Annotated in this window: 4 protein-coding genes; all 4 read left to right on the top strand. The window is 24.1% G+C overall.

Annotated elements, in window-relative coordinates:
* Positions 1 to 252 precede the first annotated feature (252 nt).
* The 4 genes from KQI16_RS09115 (at position 253) to KQI16_RS09100 (ending at position 2,677) form a co-directional block, all read left to right on the top strand.
* Entirely contained in the window at positions 253 to 1,104 is an 852-nt protein-coding gene (locus KQI16_RS09115; RefSeq protein WP_216433755.1) for an aldo/keto reductase, read from the top strand.
* A 33-nt stretch (positions 1,105 to 1,137) separates the two neighbouring features.
* Positions 1,138 to 1,578, top strand: coding sequence for a GNAT family N-acetyltransferase (locus KQI16_RS09110; protein ID WP_216433753.1), 441 nt, complete (start codon positions 1,138 to 1,140; stop codon positions 1,576 to 1,578).
* A 178-nt stretch (positions 1,579 to 1,756) separates the two neighbouring features.
* Complete coding sequence (locus KQI16_RS09105) at positions 1,757 to 1,903, top strand: hypothetical protein (protein WP_216433751.1); 147 nt, start codon at positions 1,757 to 1,759, stop codon at positions 1,901 to 1,903.
* A 618-nt stretch (positions 1,904 to 2,521) separates the two neighbouring features.
* Entirely contained in the window at positions 2,522 to 2,677 is a 156-nt protein-coding gene (locus tag KQI16_RS09100; RefSeq protein ID WP_216433748.1) for a hypothetical protein, read from the top strand.
* Positions 2,678 to 2,718: the final 41 nt, after the last annotated feature.

The raw sequence follows: 2,718 nt of genomic DNA, 5'->3' as shown, positions 1-2,718 counted from the left end.
GTGTTTTGTTTTTTGTAATTATATTTTAACACTAAAAAGGGATGATTTCTTTTTAATTTTTTTGAACAAAAAATCCTTTAATTTCAATGCCTTTCGGCATTACTTGCCGAATCCAAGTTAATAAAGCAATATTAATATAATAGTATAAAATAATAGCTTTTTAAAATAATAAGCAATAATAATAGGATTTTTAAACTATTAATAGAAAAAATATTATGTTAAAATGTTAAATGTGGAAAGGAAGGGATTGAAATGAAAAGCTTATCAGATTCGTATGTATTATCAAATAATGTAAAAATACCTTGTCTAGGTTTTGGTACTTGGCAGACTCCAGACGGTGAAATTGCAATTTCTTCGGTAGAAGAAGCAATTAGAGTTGGTTATAGACATATAGATACTGCTGCTGTTTATGGTAATGAAGAAAGTGTTGGAATTGCAATTAAAAATAGTAATATTCCAAGGGAAGATATTTTTGTAACAACTAAGGTCTGGAACACTGATCAAGGTTATGACAGCACCCTCAAAGCTTTTGATGAATCTTTGAGAAAGCTTTGCTTAGATTATTTGGATTTATATTTGATTCATTGGCCTGTGCCTAAAATTTTTAAAGATAATTGGGAAAAAATAAGTATTGAGACTTGGAGAGCTTTTGAAAAGTTATATAAGGAAGGTAAAGTAAGGGCTATAGGAGTAAGTAATTTTAAACCTCATCACATTCAAAATTTAATAGATAATTGTGATATTGTACCAATGGTAAATCAAATTCAATTACATCCAGGATTAAATCAAGAAGAAACAGTTAAGTATTGTAGGGAAAATAATATTCTAGTAGAGGCTTATAGTCCTCTTGGAACAGGTAATATATTTACTATAAATGATTTAGATCCTATAGCAGAAAAATATAATAAGACTGTTGCTCAGGTTTGTTTAAGATGGTCATTACAAAAGGGACATTTACCACTTCCAAAATCAGTTACACCAAGCAGAATATTAGAAAATACTAAAATATTTGATTTTGAGCTTGATGAAGAAGATATGAACTTAATTGATAATTTAAATAATAATTTTAAAAAGGTAAAGGATCCAGATAATATTAATTTCTAAAGAAAGAAAAATTATATAGAAAAGGTAGATAAATTGGAGTATAAGATTAAAACTTTTGATGAATTAACTAACAAAGAGTTATATTCAATTTTAAGACTACGTTCTGAAATATTTGTAGTAGAACAAAATTGCATATATCAAGATACGGATAATAAGGATTTAAAGGCTTATCACTTGATGGCTGTTGATAAGGGAGAGCTTGTAGCTTATTTAAGAATATTAAATAAGGGAGTATCATATAAGGAAACATCTATTGGAAGAGTTGTTGTAAAAAAAGAATATAGAAGAAGAAAACTTGGGCTGGAAATAATTAATAGGGCAATAGATTATATTAAAGATATCATGAAAGAAAATGAAATAAGGATATCTGCTCAAGTATATGCAAAAAATCTTTATAAAAAAGCAGGATTTAAAGAAGTATCAGAGGAATATTTAGAAGATGATATTCCACATGTGGAAATGCTATATAAGTAATCTTTTAAACTATTTTATATGATAAAATTAAATTTTATTCTAGGACTGTTTAATAACAGTCCTTTTTTATTATAATGATTAAAAATTTTATTAGTTAACAACTTTCTAACAACTATACTTAATTTATAAAAACTCCTAAATATAATGTATTATATAAATAGAAGAAGTAGTTTTGAATATGAGAAAATCTATTATTTTAATTTTATTGTTAATTTTTATACTTGTAGGGTGTAGTGGTAAACTGGTTATAGATGAAAATACAAAAGATAAGGGAATATTAAATAAATACAATATAATAGTTAAAGAAATAAATGATAATTTTTAATATGACTATCAGTTTTTTATCCCCCTTTATTTTAAAGATAATAATGTGATAGGAATTATAGATATAATAAGAGAGGGGATTTTTACAAGTATGAGGTAAATGTACCTATTAAAATTAATTCTAAGAGGGAATTCCTACCAAATGATAATGAGGCTTTAAATAAATTGTTATAGAAACAGTTTTTGAAGTAAATTATATAATAAGATAAGAAATATAAAAAATACATTAAAATGAAGATTATTATCAAGAATAAGTTTTAGCTTTGATAAAGGAAGTTGAAATAAGATTTATATAAAGAAATTTTTATAATTATTTATGATAATGGTGAAAATGTAGTATTTGAAATAAAATAATATAATAGTAAATATTACCAGGGAAATAATAGATAGATTGTTAGAACCTTTTATAAAATATAACAATATAAGAGACAGAGAAAAAGAAATAAGTACTTCTGGATTAGGACTATATATGTAAGGAAATATCAAAAGAAAATGGATGGAAATTAACAGATCATATAAAAGATAAGTATATTATCTTTATTTTAAAGATATAATTTAAATACTAAGAATTAGCAATATCAGGAGAGTGATTTATATCAAAAAGTTTGGTGAATTAATATTGCTTATTGGAATATTAATAATTATATTATTAGCAGTTGCAATAATAATGAATATTATTCCTAAAAATAGTCATTTAATTGCAACATTATTTGTGATATCATTAATTTTTATTGGAATAGGTATAAGTATAAAAAAGGCTAATAGATATCTTTAATAGTAGTTAAATTGAAGAAAATTTAAAAAGAGATGTGATAT

Origin of the sequence: Caproiciproducens sp. MSJ-32 (assembly GCF_018918055.1) — a bacterium.
Lineage (GTDB): Bacteria > Bacillota > Clostridia > Clostridiales > Clostridiaceae > Clostridium.
This window is presented reverse-complemented; position numbering and strand designations above follow the sequence as displayed.

What these genes read in the sequence shown, in the direction of transcription:
- KQI16_RS09115 (WP_216433755.1), top strand. Translation starts at nt 253, where the DNA reads ATGAAAAGCTTATCAGATTCGTATGTATTATCAAATAATGTAAAAATA.
- KQI16_RS09105 (WP_216433751.1), top strand. Translation starts at nt 1,757, where the DNA reads ATGAGAAAATCTATTATTTTAATTTTATTGTTAATTTTTATACTTGTA.